Genomic DNA, 25,387 nt, shown 5'->3' with positions numbered 1-25,387 from the left:
GGTAAAGGCGACGCTATATTTGGCCTCTATATCATTATTATTAAACCTAGCTCTTATTTAGTCATAGTTTGCTGAGGGCGTCAATGGAGATAATTTTTATTAACAACTTATGAACGTTGCGTCATAGATACCTCGTTATTTTTTATAAATAAAAAAGCCCCCAATCGCTTGATTGGAGGCTTCTTTTAAAATGCTAAAATATTGCAAAGCTAATACAGTCTAAAAATTACACACGCTCAATAATGGTCGCGATACCTTGACCAAGACCGATACACATCGTTGCTAGACCAATTTCAGTATCTGACTGCTCCATGGCATTTAGCAAAGTCACTGTGATACGAGCACCTGAACAACCTAGTGGATGACCTAGTGCAATCGCGCCACCATTGATATTGACGATGTCTTGCTTGTCCGATAAGTTCAAGGCTTTTAGTACTGACAAGCCTTGCGCTGCAAACGCTTCGTTTAGCTCGATGGTTTGCATATCGTCGATGCTCATGCCAGCGCGCTTAAGTGCTTTTTGGGTAGCCGGTACAGGACCGTAACCCATGATAGCGGCATCACAACCAGCAACAGCCATGCTACGAATACGAGCACGAGGCTTAAGACCTAAGTCTTTGGCTTTTTGTGCGCTCATGACTAACATTGCTGACGCACCGTCAGATAATGCAGATGAGGTCGCAGCAGTGACCGTACCGCCTTTAGGATCAAAGGCTGGACGTAACTTTTGCATTTGCTCCATCGTTGCATCTGGACGAATCACTTCATCAACGGTACATAGTTGCAAGCGACCAGCAGCATCATGACCTTCGATACCGATGATTTCATTGTCAAAACGACCCTCTACCGTTGCAGCCCATGCGCGGCGATGTGACTCAAGACCGAAAGCATCTTGCTCTTCACGAGTGATATTATTCATACGACCAAGCATTTCAGCGGTCAAGCCCATCATGTTTGAGGCTTTTGCATAGTGCTTTGACGCTTCAGGGTTGAGATCAACGCCATGCATCATGCCAACGTGACCCATGTGCTCAACACCACCGATGATGAATACTTCACCTTGGTTGGTCATGATTTGCGCGGCAGCAGTGTGTAGCGCCTGCATAGATGAACCACATAGACGGTTAACCGTTTGGCCGCCAGCAGTCTTTGGAATACCAGCCAGCAGACCGATGTTACGACCGATGTTCAAACCTTGCTCTAAAGTCTGGTTTACACAGCCCCAGATGATGTCTTCGACGTCACGTGGGTCAAAGTCGTTACGCTCAACTAAGGCACGTACCAGCTCAGCTGATAAGCTATCAGCGCGAACGTGGCGGAACATACCGTTTTTAGATTTACCCATTGCTGAGCGTACGCCATCTACGATGACCACGTCTTTTGGACTTAAAATTGTCATACTATCTTCCTTTTCAATTTTTATTGTCAGTGTAGTCAGTTCATTTTAGGCTATGACTGCGTCAATCCCGCTTAAAGTACAATAGGTACCTCTGCGCTCGATTTTCTTGTACTAGCCTAAATTTAACCAACTATAATCGTACGTCTGCTATTAAAGAATATTGGCATTAAAGAGCATAAATAACTAACTTGCTCTCAGCCTCAATAGTAAACGTACGGCACTTCATCCTAGTAATGACTGCCCATTACGCCGTGGCGTAAAAGGTCTCGCCTGCTGCTGCCATATCGCGAATCTTTTGCGGGGCTTCATAGGCTTTGCCAAGGTATGCGTATTTTTCACACAGCGCCAAGTAGTTATCTAGACCCATTTGGTCGATATAACGGCAAGGGCCACCGCGGAATGGTGGGAAACCAACGCCCATAATCATCGCCATATCGGCTTCAGATGGCGTGCTGACGATATTGTCTTCTAGGCAACGTACAGTCTCATTACAGAAAGCCAGCATGGTGCGGTCGATAATCGCTTGATCATCAAAGGTCTGCTTGTCGCTATCAGTAGTGGCTTTTAATAGCTCATAAGTCGCTTCATCAGCAACTTTTTTAGGCTTGCCGCGCTTGTCCATCTCATATTTATAGAAACCAATGCCGTTTTTCTGACCTAGGCGTTTGTTTTCATATAAATGCTCGATAGCACCTTTATAATCAGGCTTCATGCGGTCAGGGAAACCTTCTGCCATGACTTCTGCGCCGTGTACGCCAGTATCTAAACCAACGACGTCGATTAGGTAAGCAGGACCCATCGGCCAGCCGAATTTTTCCATGACTTTATCGACATGAGCAAAGTCCGCACCTTGCTTAAGGAGCAAGTCAAAGGCACCAAAGTATGGGAACAACACACGGTTTACCAAGAAACCTGGGCAGTCATTCACGACGACAGGCACTTTACCCATTTTTGTGGCCAAAGCAACGGTCGTTGAAATAGCTTCTTCAGAAGATTTTTCACCGCGAATAACTTCTACTAGCGGCATACGGTTTACTGGGTTAAAGAAATGCATACCAACGAAGTTTTCTGGACGCTCTAGTGCTTCCGCTAGATAAGTAATAGAAATCGTTGAGGTGTTTGACGCTAGGATACAGTCGTCTTTTACCAAGCCTTCGACTTCTTTTAGTACCGCACGCTTCACGTTTGGATTTTCTACGACGGCTTCGATAACGATATCAGTCTCAGCAAAGTCACCATAGTTCAAAGTCGGACGGATACGGCTTAAGGTTTCACCCATTTTTGCTGGGGTCATTTTGCCACGTTCAACCATTTTGCCAAGTAGCTTGCTGGCTTCGCCCATACCAAGGTCTAATTGCTCAGACTTGATGTCTTTCATAATGATTGGCAAGCCTTTGCTGGCTGCCTGATAAGCGATACCGCCGCCCATGATACCCGCGCCAAGTACGGCCGCTTCATTGATTTCATGTGCTTTTTTGCTGTGCTGCTTAGCTAATTTTTTGACCAACTGATCGTTTAAGAACAGACCAACCAAGCTTTCTGCTTGTGGCGTTTTCGCCGCTTTTGCGAAGTAAGTCGCTTCCACTTCGATTGCTTTATCACGTGGCAGATTTACATGCTTTTCAATTGCTTCAATAGCGATTGCTGGCGCTGGGTACTGCTTAGGATTGGCTTTGGCAAAAATCATACCTTTTGCGCTGTTAAATGCCATCGCTTGCTCAAGCTGGTTTAGCTTAACAGGCGCAAGCTTCTCTTCACGCTTCGCTTGCCAATCAAGCTCACCTGAGATACATTTTTTGACCAAATCAATCGCTGCATCTTGTAAATCATCGGCAGGAACAGTCGCATCCACTAAGCCAAGTTTTAACGCATCAAGTGCTTTCTTTGGTGTACCAGTAGCAATCAATTCAAGCGCATTGTCGATACCAATGATACGCGTACTACGAACCGTACCACCAAAACCTGGGAAAATACCCAATTGGGTTTCTGGTAGACCGATGATGGCTTTGTCGCTCATGACGCGGTATTCACAAACCAAGGTCATCTCACAACCACCGCCAAGCGCTGCGCCATTGATAGCGGCTACTTTTGGAAACGGCAAATCTTCAAAACGGTTAAAGGCGTCGTTGATGTTAACAACCCAGTCTTTGATTTCGCTTTCTGGCTTTTTAAAAGAGCCGACGAATTCTGTGATATCAGCACCAGCGATAAACACGCCTTTGCTCGACGTCACGATAAGACCCTTTACGTTATCCGCTTTTTCTAAAGCAGTAACCGCTTCGCCAAATTGCTTATTGGTTTCAGCATCAAACTTGTTCACGCTCTCATTTTCGGCGTTGTACTGCATGTTGGCGATGCCATCCTCTAGCATTGTCACCGTGATGCGATTTCCTTGGTATACCATTTGAAACTCCTTGCTATATAACGAAAGCTACGTTTTAAAATTAAAAGTTTTAAAATTAAAGCACATAGCCAGTTATTGTTAGTAAAACGAGTAATAACACTGCCAACCTACTGCCTTATAAAGTCAGCATAAAGTAAGCAGTGCAGATGTCTTTATTATCCAGCGCTCATGCTTATATATTCATGTTCTATGCCGAATGTTACCGCGTTAGCACAACTGAATACGGCGCTTTATTTATATACGATTGTTGCCGGTATGCTGTGATAAATCCTAATGGTGCGAATACCCGTCGTATAAATACTGACTGAATATTGAGCTGATATGTCACATAGATAAGGGCTAAAAACCCACCTGCTAAGCACCAGACCATTTTCACGCCAATTAGTGTAGGGGATTATGCCCCCGACTGTCACAAGCTAATACCATACTCGCAAGTCACTCTTAAGTCGATACTAGCCCTTTACCTTGCTGCCAAGGTGCTTTAAGTGACTGCTTGTATACTGAGATTATATACTGACAATCATGCTTTTAACGCTTATAAATACCGCTTATTTATCGATAAGCGCTATCCCTTATCAAAACATATCCAACCGCCAAGATACATCGCCCATACGTAACGAGGGCTTGTTGTATTATTTCCAGCTTTTTTAAGCCAATTTTTTAACATTAAAGCGCCAAAAATGCGTCATTGATGATACCCGCTCGCTAAGGAATATAATCTATCATGCTACACTAGCACTATTTTTATTATTCACCTGATAGATGGTTGGGTTATGACTGTTTCTACTTCTTCTACTAATACGCCAAGCCTGATGCCTACAAGACTCGTATCTTTTGCTGGCTTCGATAACAACACCGAGCAATTTCATAGCGCCGTGCGCGCGCAACTGTCGCAAGATATCGAAGTGCTATTTGCTTACGCTGAGCTGCCAAGCCCACTGATTGATGCTTGCCGTTATGTGATGACCGGTCAAGGTAAATTGGTACGTCCGTTATTGGTCGCCAGCGCCTTTGATAGTGTCAATCAAAGCAATGCTAATGCCAATGCCAATGCCAATGCCAATGAAAATACAGATAAAAGCACTGATGATAAAAACAGTATGGCTAACGCTGACGGTTTGGAAGCTCTGTTAGAAAACGACTCAGATTATGATATGTGTCGCCGTGCGGCGTTGGCAGTAGAGCTGCTGCATACCTATTCATTGGTGCATGATGACTTGCCATGTATGGACGATGACGACCTGCGCCGTGGTCAGCCAACCGCCCATATCGTCTTTGAAGAATCAACCGCACTGCTGGCAGGTGACGTGCTACAGACCTTAGCTTTTGAAGTATTGACGGCAGAGCTGCCAACCTTTGCGCCGTTTGACTCAGCTATCGCAAGCCAGCTCATCGCGATATTTGCGCCGCGTGCCAGACGTATGGTTTCGGGTCAAATGCTCGACCTTAATGCCGAAGCTACTACAGGCATTTCACAAAGCGATTTAGAAGCTATCCACCGTGATAAAACCGGTGCGCTCATTGAAGCGGCGATGCTAATGGGCGGGATTTGCGCTGGCGCGACCGCTCCACAGCGTATGGCTCTACAAGAGTGTGCGCAGCATATTGGACTCGCCTTTCAGGTACAAGACGATATTTTAGACGTCACCACCAGCACCGATACGCTTGGCAAACCTGCTGGCAGCGATGAAAAGTTAGACAAATCTACCTATGTAAAATTGATGGGCGTTGAGCAGGCAACCACCTATGCGCAATCGCTATTTAATGACGGACGCGCAGCCATTATTCGCGAGTTGAGCAGCCGTGAGCTGAGTGGCAAAAAAGACAGTGCAGACAACAACGCACTATTGGCACTCATTGAATGGCTATGGTCACGTAAAAAATAAGCTTATTAATGATAAATTAAAAATAGCAAAGGGTGGTCAACATGGACAGTACCCCTACTCCGCGTATTTACCTTGGCACCGGCGGTTATAGCGATACCGACTTACTTGGTACGCTATATCCCACTGGTACCAAAAAGACGGATTTCTTACGCGAATACGCCACGCAATACGGCGCGGTCGAGATTAATAGCACTTTCTACGCGCCCATCGGACAAAAAGCCTTTGCTGGTATGGTCGATAAAGCCTACGTGCAAGCAGACAGTGAGTTGAAGTTCGCGGTCAAACTGCATCAAGACTTTACTCATGCACGTAAAGGCACAAGCGATCACGCGCAAGCATTTATTACTGCCCTCACGCCACTGATCGAAGCCAACGCTCTCGCGCCACTACTACTACAATTCCCACACGGCTTTGATCGTACCCGCGAGCATCGTCTATATCTGGCAAACCTTGTCAGTTGGTTTCAAGACTATCCACTAGCCGTTGAGTTTCGCCATAATGGTTGGCATACCCCGCAAGTGGTTGATAGTTTTGTCAAACAAGGGCTGATTTGGTGTAGCGTCGATTACCCCAAAGTCAGCGGTCTACCACCGTCACGATTGATATTTACCGAGCGCACTGGCTATCTGCGGATGCATGGTAACAATCTAAACTGGTGGGATGCGATGAGTGCCGCTGACCGTCATGATTATCGCTACAGCGAGGCGGAAATGCAGGATTGGGCGCAAGCAATTGCCAATCAGCATCAGCATTTTGATACGCTCTATATTTTCTTTCAAAATACCGTTAATGCGCATGCTTATTATAATATTGCGATGTTGAGGGAAGCGTTGGGTAAGTTTGGGTTTGAGGTGTTGTAGCACTACTCCCCACGCTGTATATCAGAGGGTTTAACTAACTCTAGTTTAGATGAAAATCTATATTTTTAGGTTATTGTAGCTTCTTAGAAACATAGTAGAAAAGTTAGCTTGGGAACTTAAATCCACCCTTTTACTGCTGTAAAAAGCTGCCATTTATCACTATAGTAAAGAGTCGTTCTTATGAGAAAAAACCTTATAGTGTTTTTAGGATTAGGTACAATTTCTTTTATTCTTATTATATATTTATTTCTGATAAACCCTAATGTAGCGAATATTATCGACGTAGATAGTGAAAATAATCAGCAAAAAGCCTACAAAGCTTTTGGTTTAGAAGAAGAGGATATGGGCATACACTACATCAAATTATCTAACCTAATAGAATCTGAAAGAAACGAAGCCTTAACTGCATTAAAAAATTTGAAAACTACTGGCAGCCTTAGTGGTGGCATACAGACAACAGAGTTTGATGAGACAATGATTGGTGAGGCTAAGAATAACTTCCAAGCCCTAGATGAAGATATCAATAAAGCTAAATATAAATTAACATTCGAGCCAGTTCTCTTAGATAATTTTTATAATAGTAAGTTGGTAGGTTTGAATAGCTCTGGCATATTAGCTAATAACAAATACAATATATTTTATCAGGTCTACGATATCAATAATGGTCAATCTGTTATTGAGCTCACAGAACATTATATACCTAAAAACGGTTCCGTCAGGCTAACAGTGATTGAGGATTTCTTGAACGATAAAGTCAATGATAAGCCTGCAAGACTAGAAAGCCTATATTCTGATAGACAAGAGCTTTTATACAATTTTAGCTGGCAAAATAACCAACGCTATTATGAATTAAATACTAAAAAGCTATCATTAATTTCTGTAAGAGAAATCGCAAACTTCATTGATTTAAGTTCCACTAAAATACAACTATTAGATGAGAAAGAACCTAACTAATTAGACAATCCCAAAAGAGCCATTTTTTATATAAATCCAAACCAAAAAAAGGACGCCTCTCAGCGTCCTTTTTTATCAATCAAATACTTAGTCGTTAAAGATTACTCTTCAACACCAGCATCTTGACCTTTATATTTAGCGTTTGCGTAGTCCCAGTTCACTAGCTTGTCTAGGAACGTGTCCACATAGTCAGGACGACGGTTACGATAATCGATGTAGTACGCATGTTCCCACACGTCACAAGTCAATACTGCTACTTGGTCATGTGCAAGTGGCGTATCAGCGTTAGCTGTTTTGGCGATTGATAGTTTGCCACCGACTTTATCAGCCACTAGCCAAGCCCAACCTGAACCGAACTGAGTCAATGCTGCGTTTTTGAACTCTTCACGGAACTTGTCATAGCTGCCGAAGTCTTCTTCGATTTTCGCTTTCAAGTCACCAGTAGGTTCGCCGCCGCCATTGTCTGGCGTCATGCAGTTCCAGTAGAACGTGTGATTCCAAACTTGTGCTGCTTGGTTAAACATACCTTGTTTGCTGTCATCTTTAGCGGTTGCTACGATGATTTCTGACAAAGTTTTGTCTTCTAGACCAGAACCTGGTAGCAATTCGTTTAACTTAGTCACATATGCGTTGTGATGCTTGTCATGATGGTATTCTAGCGTTTCAGCACTGATATGTGGCTCTAGCGCGTCTTTTGCATACGGTAGTTCTGGTAATGTAATCTTTGACATATTATTTTATCCTTGCTGGTTTAGCCATTAGTATTAGGTATAGCTTAAAACAAACGCTATAAATTATGAGACTAAATTGGCTTAGTTTATTGTTAGAGAAATTTAACACTCACTAGGCTAACACATAATGCGGTAAACCTAAAAAAGCGCTAAATTTGAAAGTTATCTTAAGCGAGCAACACTCAATAGTTATTATATCGTTAAATACGAGAAATTTTAAACACTCAAACTTTTTAAATGCCAAGTCATTAAACATCAAAACCGTCAAATGCCAAAACAGGGACTTAAAAACCATTGTTAGCGTTTAAAACTATTTACTAACGATTAAAGCTATTATTAACTTTAAGTTCACAAGCTATAAGATATAATTCACTGTAGCTTGTTGCCTATTATAGCAATAGTGACGACAAATATCAGTTACCAAATGTTATGAATCAGCGATTCGTTATGCTAATTGGTAATTTAGCCGATGCTAGCCTAGAATATGCGCGTATAAGCGACTCAATTACGGACAAAGAATATGAATCAAGCCAGCGCCACAGAGACTCATCAACAAGCATCCACCTTAAATGATTCAAATCCAGACACACCACAAAGCCAATGGGTGCTCGCCAGTAACAATAAAGGCAAACTTGCTGAGTTTACCCGCCTATTTGCTGAGGCAAATCTAGATGTGACGATTGTCCCGCAAGGTCAGCTTGATATCGACGATGCAATCGAGGATGGATTAAGCTTCGTTGAAAACGCCATTATCAAAGCCCGTCATGCCAGCCGAGCAAGCGGATTACCGGCGATTGCTGATGATTCAGGGTTATGCGTGCCAGCATTGGGCAATGCACCCGGTATCTACTCTGCCCGCTATGCAGGCGAGCACGGCAATGACAGTAAAAACAATGCTAAGCTTGTTGCCGACTTGCAGCCTATTCGCGCAGCACAGCCTGATGAGCCTATTAAAGGCATGTTCGTTTGCGTATTGGCAATGGTACGTCACGCAGATGACCCGTTACCAATTATCGCCCAAGGTTTATGGCACGGTGAGATTTTGACGGCGCCGCATGGTGATGGCGGTTTTGGTTATGACCCGCTGTTTTGGTTGCCAGAGTTGCAAGCAACGGCGGCAAGCCTCAGCGCTGCTGATAAAAACAGCATCAGTCATCGCGGTCAGGCGATTGAGCAATTATTGGCGCAGTTGCCTTTATTGTCTTTATAAAAGCAATTCTGCCTTATAAAAGCAATCCGAATAAAAGCAGTCCTACCTTATCGTCGATCCATAGCGTTTACTGCTTTGCTATGTTATTAATACCGATAATAGTTAATACCGATAATACCGATAATACGACAATATTAACCCAGTAATTTTATTTGAACGGACGATAGCAGCGCTGCCCTATTTAGACCGCAAACAGATAATTTTTACTTTGATAAACAGATGGATTATACTGTTCTACTTTTAAAATTTTGTTGAAAGCCGTTATTTGTCTGTATAATTGCGCAAAAAGCGTTATTATGCGACCTATTTACGGTTAATATTGATATCAGATAGCGTCTATTCAGATAAAGCGTTTCACATTTTTGTGTCAGTAGCGATTGCTACGGGCACGGACTGCGAAATTGCGCGCTATCAATATCCCCTATTTATTCCAACGGCAATCGGTCACACTCGCCCGTATTTTGAGGCACGGTTGTCTATTACTATTTAACCCTAAGTACTATTTAATCAAACGTACTATTAAATCCTAAAGGTGTAATGAACATGGCTACAGATTTACAAGTTACAACCAACAAGCTATCTAACAAAGAAACTCAGCTAACGGTTAAAGTACCCGTTGAAAAAATTCAAAACAAAGTTGAAGGCCGTATTCGCCAAGTTGCGAAAACTGCCAAGATTGATGGTTTCCGTAAAGGTAACGTCCCTATGTCACATATCCGTTCACAGTACGGTGCTGGCATTCAACAAGAAGTTATCAACGATGTGATCCGTGATACCGTTTTTGAAGCGATCAAATCGGAAGACATCCGCGCCGTTGGCATGCCTAACATCGATGATGTAAAACTTGAAGATGATTTCTTGGTATATCAAGCCACTGTTGAAATCTTCCCAGAAATCGACGTACAAGGTATTGATGAAATCGAAGTTGAGCGTCACACAGCGACGGTTAGCGACGAAGACGTTGACACCATGATTGAAAACCTACAAAAACAACGTGAAGAATTCGTTGAGAAAAAAGGTAAAGCGGCCAAAGACAACCAAGTAACGTTTGACTTTGAAGGCTCAATCGACGGCGAAAAATTCGAAGGCGGTTCTGCTGAAGACTTCAAACTGGTTATCGGTAGCAACCAGATGATTCCAGGCTTTGAAGATGGTATCAAAGGCATGAAAGCTGGCGAAGAAAAAGTCATTGACGTTACTTTCCCAGAAGATTACCAAGCTGAAAACTTGGCTGGTAAAGAAGCCCAGTTCAAAATCAACGTAAAATTGGTTGAAAAATCAAAACTACCTGAAATCAACGAAGAATTCCTAGAGCTATTCGGTGTTAAAGAAGGCGGCGTTGAGAAATTAAAAGAAGACGTGCGTAAAAACATGGAACGCGAAATCAAAAATGCGGCGCGTAGCCAAGTAAAACAAGCGACCTTTGATGCGCTACTAGAAAAGAACGAGTTTGACGTACCAAACGCCATGCTAGAGCAAGAAATCGAGCGTCAACGCAACATGATGATGCAACGTTTTTCTCAGCAGTTCGGTGCCAATGCTGATAGCTTCGATAAAGACATGCTGCCAAATGAGCTGTTCGAAGAGCAAGCGCTACGTGCTGCCCGTCTTGGCATCATCGTTGCTCGCGTTATCGACACCAAAGGCTTAGAAGTCGACCAAGAGCGTGTTGAAAGCTTTATCAAAGAAGCCGCTGAAAACTACGAAGATCCAAGCGAGGTCATCGAGTACTACACCAATGACAAGCAGCAACGCGCTAACATTGAGTCTGTGGTTCTAGAAGACCAAGTGGTTGACTATCTAATCGAGCAAGGTAAAGTAACTGACAAAGAAGTCAGCTACCAAGACTTGCTAGCTGCTCAGCAACAACAGCAGCAAGGTATGTAATTTAGTAAGAGATAACTTGGCAATTTGCTATTAATAGCAAATTGCTACTCTTATTGCAAAAATGCTAAACACAATGCCAATGCCCTAACAATTTGTTAGGGCATTTTTATTGCGAGCTTATAAATTACTGGCTTATTAGCTACTTTTATCTGGTGTTTATTGCTACTGCCCTTGATAAATGGGCACAGACGCCTTATTAATAGGGAGTCATTTATCATTTGTCACATTAAAAAGTTACTATTGCCGCAATAAAAAAGTTACCATTAGCTCAATTATTTTTAGCGGCTACTATTTTTGACAGCTGCTATTTCTAGCAAGTAGATGGAATAACTTTTAAGCGCCGTCTTAAATCATGAATATGATTGGCTACTTGCTAGCGATATTTAAAGCATTTAATTGAACCGAATAGGTTTTATTAGCAGATAGCTTTTATTAACAGGCAGCTTTTATTCATAGGCGGCAATGTTTACAATGATAACCACCATAAAAATTTAGCCAACAGCTAGCCTATACCTCTTTACTTTATGTACTTATAAACAGGACATCTTTATGACAGATTATGATCGCATCACTGCTAACCCGCATTTTGATATGTTGATGAGTGCGCACACCACTGCCCAAAGCGCACAATATAACCAAAGCGCGCCCCAAGCTGCATTGGTTCCAATGGTGGTTGAGCAGTCAGCGCGCGGTGAACGCTCGTTTGATATTTTCTCACGCCTATTACGTGAGCGGGTTATCTTTTTGACCGGTCAAGTTGAAGACCACATGGCCAATCTTATCGTCGCCCAGTTATTATTCTTAGAAGCAGAAAACCCTGATAAAGACATCCATTTATATATCAACTCGCCAGGTGGCTCAGTCAGTGCTGGTTTGGCTATTTTTGATACCATGAACTTTATCAAACCTGAAGTTTCGACCATTTGTATGGGCGGCGCTTATAGCATGGGCTCATTTTTGCTCGCAGCTGGCGAAAAAGGCAAACGTTATGCCCTAGCCAACTCTCGCGTAATGATTCACCAGCCTTCAGGCGGCGCGCAAGGTCAGGCAACTGATATCGAAATTAATGCGCGTGAAATTCTAAAAACGCGTGCTCGCTTGAACGAGATTTTGGCTGAGCGTACCGGTCAACCCGTTGAAAAAATCGAAAAAGACGTTGAGCGTGACTATTGGTTAGATGCCAAAGAAGCTAAAGAATATGGTTTGGTTGATGAAGTATTAGAGCGTCGCCCGACTTCTCTATAAGCGCTTTAATAGCAGCCGTCTAAGAGACTTTAAAACATCAGATGCCTAAGCGCGATAGGGTAAGAGAAAATATATTAAGTGCCCTGCGCTTTTGCATCGATGTCCATAATCAGAATATTGATCAGTATTAAATTTTAGGAGTGCCTGTATATGGCAGAAGATAACACCCCGCAGTGTTCGTTTTGCGGCAAAGAAAAAAGTGAAGTAAAGCAGCTGATTGCCGCTGACGACGCCAATATTTGTAATGAATGTATTGAGCTATGTACAGACCTGATTGCCGATAGCGCCGAAGATGGTGACGACGACAGCGACATTGATACCTCTTGGGTCAATAAAAAGCTGCCAACACCAAAAGAGCTGCGTGCCAAGCTTGACGAATATGTCATCGGGCAAGATGCGGCGAAAAAAGCCTTGGCGGTGGCGGTTTATAACCATTATAAACGCCTAAAAGTCAGCCAAACTTTGGCTAATGACAGCAAAAAAGCTAAAATCGGTGCTGATGATGCCATGGTAGAATTGGCAAAAAGTAATATCTTGCTGATTGGTCCAACCGGTTCTGGTAAGACTTTACTGGCGCAAACTTTAGCGCGCCTGCTTGATGTGCCATTTGCGATGGCAGATGCCACGACCTTAACCGAAGCTGGTTATGTCGGTGAAGATGTTGAAAACATCGTGCAAAAGCTATTGCAAGCATCAGATTATGATGTCAGTAAAGCTGAGCAAGGCATCATTTATATCGATGAGATTGATAAAATCAGCAAAAAAGGCGACAACCCATCTATCACGCGTGACGTGTCAGGTGAAGGTGTCCAGCAAGCCTTGCTTAAGCTTATCGAAGGCACGGTTGCCGCTATTCCGCCACACGGCGGTCGCAAGCATCCACAGCAAGAGCTTATCCAAGTTGACACCAGCAATATCCTTATCATCGTTGGTGGCGCGTTTGCCGGTCTTGATAAAGTGATTCAGCAGCGTACTGAAAAAACAGGCATTGGCTTTAATGCCGATGTCAGCTCAAAAGACGATAGTAAACGTAGCTCAGAGCTACTACAACAAGTAGAGCCGGAAGATTTGATCAAGTTTGGTCTTATCCCTGAGCTTATCGGTCGTCTTCCTGTGCTTGCTGCGCTCACAGAGCTTGATGAAGATGCATTGGTGCAAATTCTCACAGAGCCTAAGAATGCGTTGGTTAAGCAGTATAAGTATCTGTTTGATATGGAAGGCGCTGACATTACCTTTACTAAAGAAGCGCTTGATGCGATTGCTAAAAAAGCAATGGCACGCAAAACAGGTGCCCGTGGTCTGCGCTCTATCGTAGAAAATGCCCTACTTGAAACCATGTATGAGCTGCCTTCAATGGAAAATGCTAAGACTGTACTCGTTGATGAAGCAGTAATCAACGACGGTAAAATCCCTGAAATCACCTTCTCTAACGGTGACTCAGAACAGATAGCGATAGACGCTTAAAAGCTCTTATCTGCTCTATTGAAGCGGTAATTAAAGTAAAAGTGTCTAGTGTGAATTATACTAGACACTTTTTTTATGTCCGCTTACTTCTCATTTTATTTCTTGCAGCGAATGTAGTGGGTAAAAATGACAGCCGCGTTTATCAATTGCTATCAGCGCTTATCATCAATCATGCTAAAGTAGAAATACCAATACAATTAATGATACAAAGGACTGTTTATCATGCTTAACACTGTTTCTGGAAATGTCTCTGCAATAGCAAATTCACTACGCCAACATCTGCATTTTTCCTCGCAGCAAGACCTTGACATTACCTCCTATTACCGCAACCATGTCGCCGCTATCACTGGTGCTGGCTCTGGCATGGGGCGCGAGCTTACCATTCATTTAGCAAAAATGGGCTGCCATGTGGCGCTATCAGATATCAATGCTGAGCAATTGGCACAAACCAAAGAGTTACTGGTCGGCTATGATGTCAAAGTCACCACCACGGTACTCGATGTCTCAGATAATAAAGCCGTCGAAGCGTGGGCGGATAGCGTGATGGCGGAGCATGGTAAAGTAAACTTTATCTTTAATAATGCGGGCGTGGCGCTTTATTCAAGCGTAGAAGGTAGCAGCATTAGCGAGCTTGAATGGGTGATGGACATCAACTTTTGGGGCGTGGTTTACGGCACCAAGGCATTTTTGCCATTGATTAAAAACAGCGTGAAAGAAAGCGAAATTGATGGTGGTAAAAAAGACAGCAAAGCACGTAAGTTTAACGAACATGGTCATATCATTAACATCTCAAGCTTGTTTGGTTTGACCGCGCAGCCGTCACAATCTGCCTATAATGCTAGCAAATTTGCCGTACGCGGCTTTACTGAAAGTCTGCGTCAAGAGCTAGATATTCAGCGCTGCGGCGTCTCAGCGACCTGTATTCATCCCGGTGGCATCAAAACCAATATCGCCAATAGCGCCCGTGGTAACGACAGTATCAGCGACCTTGGTATGCGTAGCGGCCGCAAAGCCATCAGTAGTTTTAATAAATTTTTAAAATTTGATGCCAGCGCCGCCGCTTGGATTATTTTGCAGGCTGCCGCGACCAATCAGCCACGCTGCTTGATTGGCAATGATGCCAAAATGATAGATGCTGTCCAGCGCGTATTCCCAGCACGCTATAGCAAGGTATTGAATGACGTCAATAAGCTATCACGTCAATTAAAAGGCAAAAAACGCGCAAAAACGGCTAACCGCAAAGCGGCGATTGCTAATTAATATAGCGGCAGATAAACAATAATAAGTTAAACAGCTGTCGTCTATTCGATCTAAAACCGATACAAAATGCTAATGGGGTGAGTTTTTTGCAGCCTCTGTTACGCCTGCGAACAGCAAGCAAGAAAAATCTATCCCATTAGCACAAGAATACTAACGTATCGATTTTATTTTGCAATTACTATATAAAAACATCTTCATCAAAAAAAGCGCGTAAATATTTTCATATTTACGCGCTTTTTAGTAAAAACAGTATGCCTTGCTATTTAGAACGTTCACCATCTGTTGGCATCATTTGTCGCTTTAGTGCCGTCAGTATGGCCGGCTGTAGTAATAGCAATGAGACCAAAGCCGTTGACCGTTTGGAAGAAGCAGAAGCCTTGGCTCGCGTTAAAGCCCTCGAAGCCCGTGCCGAAACGCTAAAAGGTAATATGCCAGCTGCCAGTGATATGAGCGCTAGCGCAGGCGGCGGTGATGCGGCAGGCGCAGCTGAAGGCAAACCAGCGATTAATATGCCAGACGAATCTACCATCCCAGATGACGAGCGCGGTGCCGCCATTCGTCGAGGTTTACAGATTGTCAATCATACTTATAAAGAGATGCCAAATAACGTTGGTAACCAGCTCAACTGTACCAGTTGCCACTTAGGTAACGGCTCAGAAGCGTTTGCGGCGCCATGGAATGGTCTGCCGGGCATCTTCCCTATTTATCGTTCGCGCGGTGGTCGTATCAACTCCTTGCAAGAGCGTGTCAATGGTTGTTTTGAGCGCTCAATGAACGGTACAGCGCTTGATTTGGGCTCCGATGATATGAACGCCATTATCTCTTATATGACTTGGCTGTCGCAAGATATGCCCGTCGGCGTATCTCCTGAAGGTCGTGGATTTGTCAAAGTAAATAAAGAGTTAGAGCCAAACCCTGAAACGGGTGAAAAGCTATTTGCAGAAAAATGTAGCGTTTGTCACGGTGATAATGGCGAAGGTCAATATAATGACGATGGTACTTATATCTATCCTGCGGTAGCTGGCGATAAATCCTTTAATGATGGCGCAGGGATGGCACGTACTTATACTGCCGCCGCCTTTATCAAAGGTAAAATGCCATTTGGACAAGGTAATACGCTAAGCGACCAAGAAGCCGTCGATATTGCCGCCTACTTTACCCACTTGCCACGCCCTGTAAAAGCCAATAAAGACAAAGATTGGCCGAACGGCGATGCACCAAAAGATGTCCGTCGTTAATTAAAAAAGCTTATAAGTTATATAATATAAAAGCCCAGCTCCTTAAGTAGCTGGGCTTTTTTATAATTATTGATGCTTAGTATAATTTGATTAATTTAAGGCAGTTTCATATCGCCATCGACCAACCAACCAAGGCGGCGCATCACATAAGCGACCACCCCAGCGATAAGCGCAGGTAAAATAAACATCAATAAAATAATCGCCGTCCATAATTGAGCGCTACTCATAATTCCTTGTGATGCTTCAATGACGCCAAACACCCCAACCAATCCTGCCGTACCCATACCAGCACCAGTTGCCGTACAAGCCAGCCCAAAGCCAACAGTTGCGATAGGACCAACAATAGCACTGGCTATCACAGCAGGTAATAAAACAATAGGTTTTCTAAGGACGTTAGGGATTTGTAGCATACTGGTGCCAAGTCCTTGAGATATGACGCCACTGACGCCGTTATCTTTAAAACTGGCCACCGCAAAACCAATCATATGCGCCGCACAGCCAACGACAGCCGCCCCGCCCGCTAAGCCGCCAAGCCCAATAGCGATACAGATAGCAGCGCTTGAGGTCGGTAGTGTCAATAGAATCCCAACGACGACTGCTATCACGATACCCATTAATAATGGCTGCAATTCAGTTGCGGCTTGAATGCCTTGACCAATTGCATTGACCGCAGCAACGACAGGAGGATTAAGCAGCGCACAGACGATTAGGGCCACCGTACATACTACTAACGGTATCAGCAAAATATCGAGCTTGGTTTTGCCCGCGACCCAAGTACCAGCACGATAAGCAAATACTGAGGTCAAATAAGCACCAATCGGATTACCGGGCACGGCAGCAAAGGTTGCTGGACCGGCCTCTTGCGCGATAAATAAGTTACCTGCCATCAAAGCTTCAGAATGCGCACCAAGCATCCCTGCAACCAAGCAGCTTAGCATCACTAACGTTGGCGCTTTAAGATAATAAGCGATACCGACACCGATACCCGCACCCATTAATACTGAGGCCAGTTTTCCAACCGCAACCAAGGCGGGCAAGTTTAACCAGCCACCGATTTGCGAGATGATAAGACCGGCAATAAGGGTAACAAACAGTCCTAACGCCATCCCAGTAAAAGCATCGATAAAATACTTTTGGAAAAAAGCTCGAATCATACCGACGGGTGCAGTTTCTGAAGGTGTCACAGTCATCATGATGCTCTTATGTTAAGTTTGATAAAAGATGCCAAAAAATATATCAAAAAAAAGGGATAAAAAAAGCGCCACCGTGACGCTTTTTTTATCAATACTGTAGGTCTAACGACGCTGTTCGACAATGATAGAATCTATACCATTGTTTTGTAGGCGCTGCTGAGCAGTGGCAACCGCTTGACGGTTATTCATCGGGCGTGAGATAACCTGATAGATAGGCAAACCATTACCCGTGGTATTTTTTACCACTCGAGCGTCCACACCCGCCATCAAGACTTGAGCACGGCGACGATCTGCTTCGTCGGCATCACCAAAGCTGTTGATTTGCAAAATATAAGTAGCAGGTTTGGCCGCTTGAATGCTTGCAGTACCAGCGCTGGGTTTGTTCGCAGCCGCGCCTGTATTCGCGCCTGTATTGTTGGCAGCTGGTGTGCCATCGTAAGTCGCATCTTCTTCAACGATGACAATATCGTCGTCATTATTGCTGGTGGCTGCATTATTAGCATTGTTGCCACGATTCGGCTCAATAGTGGTATTTTCAGAGATGCCAAAGTTACCTGCATCAGTAGCGGGCGTCGTACTTTGAGGCTGATTAACGACTACATCTGGCTCGAAGTCAGTGATTTGACCTGCTTGGCTATCATCGCCTTCCCCAAAGTCTTCATCAGGAATCGTTGCCATCTCTTGATTGGGCAAAATATCATAAAACTCATAATCACCATTATCGGTGTCGGTATCGACTCGTTGCTGAACTTGTCTATCAGGATCGGTACCGTCTTCGCTGCCCGCAGGACTAAAATTAAACAATGGTGAGAGGTATAAAAACACCCCAATCATGAGTGTCAACACCGCCCCAACAAACATCCATAATAAGCCTGACACACTACTTGTTTTGCGTTTTTCAGTGGCACCTTTTGGTTTTTTGGCTAACATGGATCTCGTTCTCCCTACTGAATATATCTATCGTTGTCGAATTATCAATGTTGAACTGTCATTGTCGAATTATCATTTTCGAATTGTTATTGCCAAATAGTCGTCGGCGAATGATGGCTAGCAGCCGTCTCTCTTTATACTACATACTAGACGGCGCAGACAAGCCTAATAAGCTAAGCCCATTACTCAATACCTGCCTAACCGCCTTAGATAAGCGTAGGCGAGCTTGCATCATATCCATCTCATCTTGGCTTGGCGTCTCACCCGAGGTTAGGCTGACGGGCAAGATGCGATTGCTATCGTACCAACCATGAAATAACGCCGCCAACTCTTTTAGATAGTTGGTTAAGATATGCGGCTCATAGCCTGTCGCTGCACGTAGCAAGGTTGCCGGATAAGCGCCCAGTAATTTAATCAATTCTTCTTCGCTCGGTGCGGTTAATAACTCTTGCTTTTCAGCGCCAGTAATATCGTCTACTTGCAGACCACTGGTTTCTAGTTTTTCTAACACGCGGCAAACCCGTGCATGCGCATACTGAATATAGAAAACCAAGTTGTCTTTACTTTGCGATTTGGCAAGCTCTAAGTCAAAGTCAACGTGTACTTCAGGCTTACGGGCGACGTAATAGAAGCGCGCGGCATCGTTACCGACTTCATGACGCAGCTCACGTAAGGTGACAAATTTGCCCGAGCGCGACGACATTTGCACTTTTTCACTACCGCGCCATAAGGCGACAAACTGTACTAGCACCACATCAAGACGGTCGGCATCGATACCAAGCGCCGTTAACGCCGCTTTCACCCGTGGGACATAGCCATGATGGTCAGCGCCCCAAACGTTGATGACTTTATCAAAACCGCGATCGAACTTGTTTTTATGATACGCGATATCAGAGGCAAAATAGGTGCTTTGACCATTGGCACGGCGAACGACACGGTCTTTTTCATCACCAAAATCGGTCGATTTAAACCAAATATTGCCATCTTTTTCGTACAAATAGCCTTTTTCATCTAGGATTTGTAAGACAGGTTCAATCTCGCTATCGATTGATCTTTCGCTAAACCAGCATTCATAGCGGACGCCAAAGTCATTTAAGTCGTCTTTGATATCAGCCAAAATACTACTAAGCGCTGCATTTAAAAACAGCTCATAACCATCACCAAGCAAGGCTTTACTATTAGCAATCAGTCCGTCGATATGGGCTTCTTTATCGCCCGATAGCAGCACTTTTTCGCCGTCTGCATTTATCTCAAACTGCGCATCTGCTGGTACGTCTTTGGCAATTTCTGCAAAACTATGCACATAACTATCAGCGTGCTGGGTTTTTAGTGTTTGAGCAATATCACTGACATAATCGCCTTGATAGCCATTGACTGGGAATGTGACTGGCTCAGCGTTGGCTTCTAGATAGCGCAAATAAGTACTGGTCGCTAAGATATCCATTTGGCGACCGGCGTCATTGACATAATACTCACGCGTGACATCATAACCAATGGCTTCAAGCAAGTTTGCCACGCTCATGCCAAAGGCGGCACCGCGACCATGACCGACGTGCAAGCTCGACGTTGGATTGGCCGAGACAAATTCAACTTGGATTTTTTGACCTTTAAACTGCTTGCTTAAACCAAAGCGTTCTTGCAAATTAAAGATATCGTCTAACACGGCGAATTTGGCTTCGGTATTTAAAAATACGTTGATAAAGCCAGGACCCGCGATTTCTACTTGGCGAATATTTTGGTTTTCAGGCAAGGCGTTGACAATTTTTTCAGCAAGCTGGCGCGGATTGGCTTTCGCAGCTTTGGCGGCCGTTAGCGCGATATTGCTCGCAAAATCACCATGACTGGTGTCTTTTGTCCGTGTAATTTGGCTGTTGTTTTGCCAATCAGCCGGTAGTTCGCCGTCATTTTTTAGGGCTTGGATGGCACTATCAAATAGTGAGGCGAGCGTATCAATTTGGGCTTGTGACATAGGACTATAAACTCAGATAAATGAACAAAAAAATTGGTGAAATATAAGATAATACAAAAAAAATAAGTAACCTATAAATATAACAACCTTTAGGCGCTATTGCACTATTTGAACCAAAAATAGCGTTAAAATTACCACTTTTATACTGGATAGGCATAGCTTAGGAGATGATGGCTATTATAGGCTGCAAATACAGGGTTGTTTAGGCTGATTGTAGCGTTACTGTTGCCTGACGTTAGCGAAATATTTATAGCGGCTCTATTCCGCGTTATAATGAAAAACAGTTATCGCCTGCTTTTTCTATACATTATCGTCTCATTTATAAAAAATCATAAAAAAAGCCTCAGAGCGTGCGCCACTTTACACTTTCATCTATAGGATAAAACCATGTTTGCTATTGCCGCCAGTACCGTCACCAGTTGGGGTATGTATATTTTATTGCCCATTTTTATTGCCTTTTTATTCTTTATCATTTGGGACTTATCAAAACAATCTGAAGCGGGTCGCGCGGGTACTTTTTGGATGTTTTTAGCTCTTGGTGCAGGCTTTATTGGTTTTATCCTCAAAGTTTTAATAGAAATGGCATTCAAACGCTGGTTTATTTAATCGGTATTTGCCATAGCTATTTCTCAAAACACTGCTCATTTTAGAAACATCGCATTTAAAAGTAATGACAGCCTTGTGCGAGATTGATAACTCTAATCTTCTGTTTGCAGTCTAATCCCTTCTTTGCAATAGTTATTTTTTTGCAATAAGGGTCGCACGTTTCGGTGCTGGATAGCCTTCGATGGTTTTGCTGGCATCATTAGGGTCTAAAAAATCTGCCAACGAATGATAAGTCATCCATTCAGTTTTGCGCTGCTCAGCGGTAGAAGTCACGGCGATATCGACGCAGCGTACTTCGGTAAATCCTGCTTTTTCTAACCAACCAATGAGTGCATCGACCGATGGCAGAAAATAGACATTATTCATCTGCGCATAGCGGTCGTGCGGCACGAGTACGGTATTGGCATCGCCATCGATAACCAAGGTTTCAAGCACCAGCTCGCCACCTTTAACCAGTTGCCCTTTTAGCTGTTGTAAATGCTCAAACGGCGACTGGCGATGATAGAGCACGCCCATACTAAATACGGTATCAAACAGCTGGCTATGCTCCGGCAAAGCTTCAAGCGGTACGGGGATATAATGCGTTTTATAATGATCAGCGGCGCCGACAAAATGACGAATGGCCATAAATTGATGATAAAACAAGCACGATGGGTCAATGATAATAACTGTCTCCGCCCCTGCGCCTGCCATCCGCCAACCGTGATAACCCGAGCCACCGCCTACATCCAATACGCGCCGACCTTTTAAATTGCCTAAATGCGGCAACACTCGCTGCCATTTCCAATCGCTATGCCATTCAGTATCGATTTTTATAGCGGACTCGTCACTACCAATCCGACCACCAATCTGAAAAGGCCCTTTCCGCCACGGCATTAGCTGCTTTAACAGTGCCATTGTTTGTTTACGCTCAGAGTCGCTAAGATTAGCGGCAACCGTCAAGACATCGTTGTCTAAATCGACATTATTGACTGTTATTTCTGGCAATCGTGCTACCGACGCTTGATAAGCGGGTGCGTGAGCGTAGTTGGCTTTGTCTTTTATGTCATTGAGCCATGTCGGTAACCGCGTTAGCCACTCATAAGCGCTCGGCTGCTGCTGCGCCAGTGCTAGCAAGGTTAGATATAATTCGCGTTCAGCGTGGGTGATGGTGTCATTAAGCATAAAGGGCGGCTACCGTATTGATAAAGCACTGATAAAAACTTCGATTTGGCGAAAAATTTGCGCTGATTAAGTGTTATTTAAACGCCACAATAGAGACAAAGTTTAAAAACTGAAACCACGTCAGATGACGCTCAAAACCCACTTGCGCTAGACGCGCATGATGCTCATCCAAGGTATCAGTAATCAAAACGTTTTCTAGCGCATTACGTTTGCCGCTGATTTCCATCTCGGTATAGCCATTGGCACGTTTAAAGTCGTAATAACGCTCAACCAACCACGCATCATACTGCTCATCAAAAGCATGGGTTTTTTCGGTTAATACTAAAATCCCACCTTCACTTAATGCTGCATAAATTTTCTCTAATACCGCCACTCTATCGGCAGCGGGCAAAAACTGCAGCGTCAAATTAAGAATAACCATATCGCATGGCTCAAACTCAACATCACGAATATCAGCGGTGATCACTTCAATATTATGCGTTGGATAATTTTCCGTTAATAAAGCACTCGCTTCCGTGGTCATCGCTGGTGAGATATCAATCGCTTTAATCTGTAAATCTTGCGGCTCAAACTCGCCTGCCAATGCCATACTTGCCGCACCCAATGAGCAGCCCAAATCATACACACGGCTAACACGTTGCCCATTATTGCCCTGTTGGCGGTATTTGCAATGGCGACGGGCAAATATCGGCAACATCGCTAGCACCTGACCATAACCGGGTACACTACGGCGAATCATATCGGGAAAACAAGCCACCACTTGCTCATCAAAAGAAAAACGCGCCGCTTTATCGAGTGGCGTGGTAAATAAGGTGTCATGTTTAATGATGTCGTTTTTAACGGTGTTATTAACAACAGTAGCTGGTTTGGTATGGCTCATGGGGTGGCTCGTTTTTTGATGGTGGCTCGTTTTTTGATAATGTAACTTTGACTTTTGATAACGGAACTATAATGAAAGAGTATGGCATTAATAGTTTTTAAGACATTTTTAGATAGCAAAAGCCCATTATAACATTACTGTTTGTTACTTATCGCGGGCAACTGCCCTGCTAAGCTAAATGTATATTGCTAAATAGCGAATTTTTTAATCAAATACCTTTAAGATAAGGGCTATTTATTAAACACACTATTTAGCGCATATTTTATCGTTAGAATAATAGGAACAATTATGCAAACCATTATATTAGGCGGCGGCTGTTTTTGGTGCACCGAATCGGTATTTTTATCGGTAAAAGGCGTCCAATCTGTCGTTTCAGGTTATATGGGCGGTGATGCCGTTTCTGCCAACTACGAAGCGGTCTGTGGTGGTGATACAGGCCACATTGAAGTAATTAAAGTTGCATTTGATGAGTCTATTGTACCCTTAGAAGTGGTACTCGATGTGTTTTTTGCTACTCACGATCCCACCACCATGGACCGCCAAGGCAACGATGTCGGCAGCCAATATCGCAGCGTGGTTTTCTATACCGATGAAGCGCAAAAACCAACGGTCGACCGTACCATTAATAAACTACGTGACATGGGTCTCAATGTGGTCACAGAGGTTCATCCTGCTGTTGAATTTTATAAAGCCGAAGAAACCCATCAAGACTTTTTTAACCGCAATCCGGGGCAAGCTTACTGCAACTTTGCCATACCGCCAAAACTTGCTAAGCTGCGTAAAGAATTTAGTCAGTATATGGTGAGCTAAACGATTACCGTAATTTTTAGACGCTATAAAAGCCAAGGGTTGATACGCTTGGCTTTTTTATTGCGTTTGGCGGTATGATAATGTTAAACCTTTAAAGCATTGATAGGCTAGGAATAATGGTATGAATTCTAAATTTTGGCAACAACGCTGGCAGGAAGGACGTATTGGCTTTCATAAGTCTGACGTCAACCCTGAGCTAATCAAACACTTTTCTACATTGGCGTTGCCCATCGGTAGCCGAGTGCTGGTACCTTTATGCGGTAAATCGGTTGATATGGTGTGGCTGGCTCACGCAGGCTATGACGTCGTTGGCATTGAGCTGGTCGAATCAGCCGTACAAGCGTTCTTTATTGAACAAAATATCACCCCTACCATTACTGAGTTTACTAGCGCTGCTGATGGCTCAACTTTAAAGCGCTATCAAGGTCAGCTGGCTGGTCAAACCATTAGCTTATGGGTAGCAGATATTTTTGCACTGAGTCCTACAGCTATTGGCGACATTGATGCCGTTTATGATAGAGCAGCATTAATAGCCTTGCCAGAAACTATGCGCCCTGATTATAGTAAGCAAATATATAAGCTTAGCAATAATGCGCCACAGCTATTAATTACCCTGAACTATGAGCAAAGTAAAAAAGACGGCCCACCTTTTTCGATTAGTCAGGAACAATTACAGCAGTATTATAATGCTAATTATGAAATTATTGAGCTTGAAAGCCAGTCATCAACCCTTAATTCTGCAGCCGAACTATCGGTAACTGAGCATGTTTGGCTATTGAATAAAAACCAAGATTAATTAGCACAGCAAGTAAGGATAAAATAAGCAGCGACCAAATAATAACGGAGAGAGCCGATGAAAGTCTTAGTGAGCCTTGTCAGTTTAAGCGCTTTTTTACTGGTGGCTTTACCCGGTCCACTTTATAAGTATGGTGTCGTCGACTTAGGTACCGCATTTACGGGTTTTAAGTTTGGGGTGTTTGCGGGTATCGCCACCCTTATCTTGCTGGTGTTGCAAATCCTATTTAAACGCAAAACAGTGACGCTTGGCAGTACGATAATGGCGCTGCTACTGTCTACTATTGCTATTGCAATACCGCTTAGCATGCTGAATAAGGGCAAAAGTGTGCCGCCCATTCATGATATTTCGACCGATTTGGTAAACCCGCCTGAATTTGTAGCCATTGCCCCACTACGTGCTGATGCACCAAACCCAGTTGAGTATGCAGGTGTAGAAGTAGCAACCCAACAGCGCGCCGCCTACCCTGAACTACAAACATTAAATTATCCCCAATCAAAA

At 43.7% G+C, this 25,387-nt stretch carries 21 protein-coding genes and 1 pseudogene; 14 read left to right on the top strand and 8 right to left on the bottom strand.

Annotated elements, in window-relative coordinates:
* Positions 1–226 precede the first annotated feature (226 nt).
* The gene (gene fadA, locus B3Q63_RS12900) at positions 227–1,399 is read right to left on the bottom strand and encodes an acetyl-CoA C-acyltransferase FadA (protein ID WP_296177460.1); all 1,173 of its coding nucleotides are present in this window, start codon (positions 1,397–1,399) and stop codon (positions 227–229) included.
* A gap of 244 nt (positions 1,400–1,643) precedes the next feature.
* Complete coding sequence (gene fadB / locus B3Q63_RS12895; protein ID WP_296177458.1) at positions 1,644–3,803, bottom strand: fatty acid oxidation complex subunit alpha FadB; 2,160 nt, start codon at positions 3,801–3,803, stop codon at positions 1,644–1,646.
* Positions 3,804–4,576: 773 nt separating this feature from the next.
* Here fadB and B3Q63_RS12890 point away from each other — a divergent pair.
* From B3Q63_RS12890 to B3Q63_RS12880, 3 genes are all read left to right on the top strand, one after another.
* Positions 4,577–5,689, top strand: a complete 1,113-nt coding sequence (locus B3Q63_RS12890; RefSeq protein ID WP_296177455.1) for a polyprenyl synthetase family protein — start codon at positions 4,577–4,579, stop codon at positions 5,687–5,689.
* Between the two features lie 41 nt (positions 5,690–5,730).
* Complete coding sequence (locus B3Q63_RS12885) at positions 5,731–6,549, top strand: DUF72 domain-containing protein (RefSeq protein ID WP_296177453.1); 819 nt, start codon at positions 5,731–5,733, stop codon at positions 6,547–6,549.
* Between the two features lie 180 nt (positions 6,550–6,729).
* Positions 6,730–7,503, top strand: a complete 774-nt coding sequence (locus B3Q63_RS12880) for a hypothetical protein (RefSeq protein ID WP_201603085.1) — start codon at positions 6,730–6,732, stop codon at positions 7,501–7,503.
* Between the two features lie 101 nt (positions 7,504–7,604).
* Here the strand turns inward: B3Q63_RS12880 and B3Q63_RS12875 are convergent, their stop codons facing one another.
* Entirely contained in the window at positions 7,605–8,234 is a 630-nt protein-coding gene (locus B3Q63_RS12875) for a superoxide dismutase (RefSeq protein ID WP_183621288.1), read from the bottom strand.
* Positions 8,235–8,754: 520 nt separating this feature from the next.
* Between B3Q63_RS12875 and rdgB the strand changes: the two genes are divergently transcribed.
* The 7 genes from rdgB (at position 8,755) to B3Q63_RS12840 (ending at position 16,538) form a co-directional block, all read left to right on the top strand.
* Positions 8,755–9,444 (top strand): RdgB/HAM1 family non-canonical purine NTP pyrophosphatase, encoded by a 690-nt coding sequence (gene rdgB, locus B3Q63_RS12870; protein ID WP_296177444.1) that lies wholly within the window; start codon positions 8,755–8,757, stop codon positions 9,442–9,444.
* A gap of 364 nt (positions 9,445–9,808) precedes the next feature.
* Positions 9,809–9,934 (top strand): hypothetical protein, encoded by a 126-nt coding sequence (locus B3Q63_RS12865; RefSeq protein ID WP_265089023.1) that lies wholly within the window; start codon positions 9,809–9,811, stop codon positions 9,932–9,934.
* Between the two features lie 53 nt (positions 9,935–9,987).
* A complete protein-coding gene (tig, locus tag B3Q63_RS12860) occupies positions 9,988–11,331 on the top strand; it encodes a trigger factor (RefSeq protein WP_201554876.1) in 1,344 nt (447 codons plus the stop codon).
* Positions 11,332–11,880: 549 nt separating this feature from the next.
* The gene (gene clpP, locus B3Q63_RS12855; protein ID WP_406947536.1) at positions 11,881–12,576 is read left to right on the top strand and encodes an ATP-dependent Clp endopeptidase proteolytic subunit ClpP; all 696 of its coding nucleotides are present in this window, start codon (positions 11,881–11,883) and stop codon (positions 12,574–12,576) included.
* A 150-nt stretch (positions 12,577–12,726) separates the two neighbouring features.
* On the top strand, positions 12,727–14,040 hold the full coding sequence (clpX, locus tag B3Q63_RS12850) for an ATP-dependent protease ATP-binding subunit ClpX (protein WP_201612622.1): 1,314 nt from the start codon (positions 12,727–12,729) through the stop codon (positions 14,038–14,040).
* A gap of 222 nt (positions 14,041–14,262) precedes the next feature.
* Positions 14,263–15,300, top strand: coding sequence for an SDR family NAD(P)-dependent oxidoreductase (locus B3Q63_RS12845; RefSeq protein WP_296177434.1), 1,038 nt, complete (start codon positions 14,263–14,265; stop codon positions 15,298–15,300).
* A 251-nt stretch (positions 15,301–15,551) separates the two neighbouring features.
* Positions 15,552–16,538 carry a c-type cytochrome gene (locus tag B3Q63_RS12840; RefSeq protein ID WP_296177432.1) on the top strand — a complete coding sequence of 329 codons (987 nt, stop codon included), beginning with the start codon at positions 15,552–15,554 and terminating at the stop codon, positions 16,536–16,538.
* A 95-nt stretch (positions 16,539–16,633) separates the two neighbouring features.
* Here the strand turns inward: B3Q63_RS12840 and B3Q63_RS12835 are convergent, their stop codons facing one another.
* The 3 genes from B3Q63_RS12835 to argS all read right to left on the bottom strand — a co-directional run bounded on the left by B3Q63_RS12835 (position 16,634) and on the right by argS (position 20,630).
* Entirely contained in the window at positions 16,634–17,731 is a 1,098-nt protein-coding gene (locus B3Q63_RS12835; RefSeq protein ID WP_296177429.1) for a PTS transporter subunit IIC, read from the bottom strand.
* A 102-nt stretch (positions 17,732–17,833) separates the two neighbouring features.
* Positions 17,834–18,661 (bottom strand): SPOR domain-containing protein, encoded by an 828-nt coding sequence (locus tag B3Q63_RS12830; protein ID WP_201565183.1) that lies wholly within the window; start codon positions 18,659–18,661, stop codon positions 17,834–17,836.
* 139 nt (positions 18,662–18,800) lie between these two features.
* Positions 18,801–20,630 carry an arginine--tRNA ligase gene (gene argS, locus B3Q63_RS12825; RefSeq protein ID WP_296177426.1) on the bottom strand — a complete coding sequence of 610 codons (1,830 nt, stop codon included), beginning with the start codon at positions 20,628–20,630 and terminating at the stop codon, positions 18,801–18,803.
* 387 nt (positions 20,631–21,017) lie between these two features.
* On the opposite strand from argS, the gene B3Q63_RS12820 reads away from it, so the two are divergent.
* Positions 21,018–21,236 carry a DUF2788 domain-containing protein gene (locus tag B3Q63_RS12820; protein ID WP_201565181.1) on the top strand — a complete coding sequence of 73 codons (219 nt, stop codon included), beginning with the start codon at positions 21,018–21,020 and terminating at the stop codon, positions 21,234–21,236.
* Between the two features lie 132 nt (positions 21,237–21,368).
* Here the strand turns inward: B3Q63_RS12820 and cmoB are convergent, their stop codons facing one another.
* Together cmoB and cmoA are read right to left on the bottom strand one after the other, a co-directional pair.
* The gene (gene cmoB, locus B3Q63_RS12815; protein ID WP_296177422.1) at positions 21,369–22,400 is read right to left on the bottom strand and encodes a tRNA 5-methoxyuridine(34)/uridine 5-oxyacetic acid(34) synthase CmoB; all 1,032 of its coding nucleotides are present in this window, start codon (positions 22,398–22,400) and stop codon (positions 21,369–21,371) included.
* 73 nt (positions 22,401–22,473) lie between these two features.
* A complete protein-coding gene (gene cmoA / locus B3Q63_RS12810) occupies positions 22,474–23,280 on the bottom strand; it encodes a carboxy-S-adenosyl-L-methionine synthase CmoA (protein ID WP_296177419.1) in 807 nt (268 codons plus the stop codon).
* 288 nt (positions 23,281–23,568) lie between these two features.
* Between cmoA and msrA the strand changes: the two genes are divergently transcribed.
* From msrA to B3Q63_RS12795, 3 genes and pseudogenes are all read left to right on the top strand, one after another.
* The gene (msrA, locus tag B3Q63_RS12805) at positions 23,569–24,090 is read left to right on the top strand and encodes a peptide-methionine (S)-S-oxide reductase MsrA (RefSeq protein WP_271133401.1); all 522 of its coding nucleotides are present in this window, start codon (positions 23,569–23,571) and stop codon (positions 24,088–24,090) included.
* Between the two features lie 121 nt (positions 24,091–24,211).
* A complete protein-coding gene (gene tmpT / locus B3Q63_RS12800) occupies positions 24,212–24,886 on the top strand; it encodes a thiopurine S-methyltransferase (protein WP_296177417.1) in 675 nt (224 codons plus the stop codon).
* Positions 24,887–24,943: 57 nt separating this feature from the next.
* A pseudogene (locus B3Q63_RS12795) lies at positions 24,944–25,387 on the top strand (DUF1499 domain-containing protein); the annotation flags it as partial.

The sequence above is a fragment of the Psychrobacter sp. UBA2769 genome (assembly GCF_002352555.1).
GTDB lineage: Bacteria > Pseudomonadota > Gammaproteobacteria > Pseudomonadales > Moraxellaceae > Psychrobacter > Psychrobacter maritimus.
This window is presented reverse-complemented; position numbering and strand designations above follow the sequence as displayed.